Source organism: Aeromonas sp. L_1B5_3 (assembly GCF_963866575.1).
Classification (GTDB): Bacteria; Pseudomonadota; Gammaproteobacteria; order Enterobacterales; family Aeromonadaceae; genus Aeromonas; species Aeromonas jandaei.
The window spans coordinates 1-275 of the sequence record NZ_CAWMDN010000083.1 but is presented as its reverse complement, the minus strand read 5'-3'; the positions used below and the strand labels follow the sequence as shown (position 1 = coordinate 275).

The 275-nt window shown below is 54.5% G+C and carries 1 other RNA gene; it reads right to left on the bottom strand.

Annotated features, from left to right (window positions below):
* Nucleotides 1–188 precede the first annotated feature (188 nt).
* Nucleotides 189–275: signal recognition particle sRNA small type (gene ffs, locus AACR93_RS05455), an RNA gene on the bottom strand; the annotation flags it as partial.

The window sequence follows — 275 nt, the reverse complement described above, 5'->3', positions numbered from 1 at the left end:
TCTCGGGTATGCAGGGATTTTTTGATCTCTTTACGACGACCACAGGGGAGCGTGGTGACTTTCCGGTAATACCAGATGCCGTGGGGACTGAGCCAGAGATTCATCGATGAGCACCTCGTCGTCCACACAAAGTGGATGACCAAGGGCTTTAGGAAGCTAACTTATTGAATTGCAGAAACAAGTGGTGGCCCTACCAGCCACATCCCGGCACTCGAGTCCCCCGCCTTGGCTGCTACCTTCCGGTCCTGACCAGGTCGACGGGTTATCAATGCGAG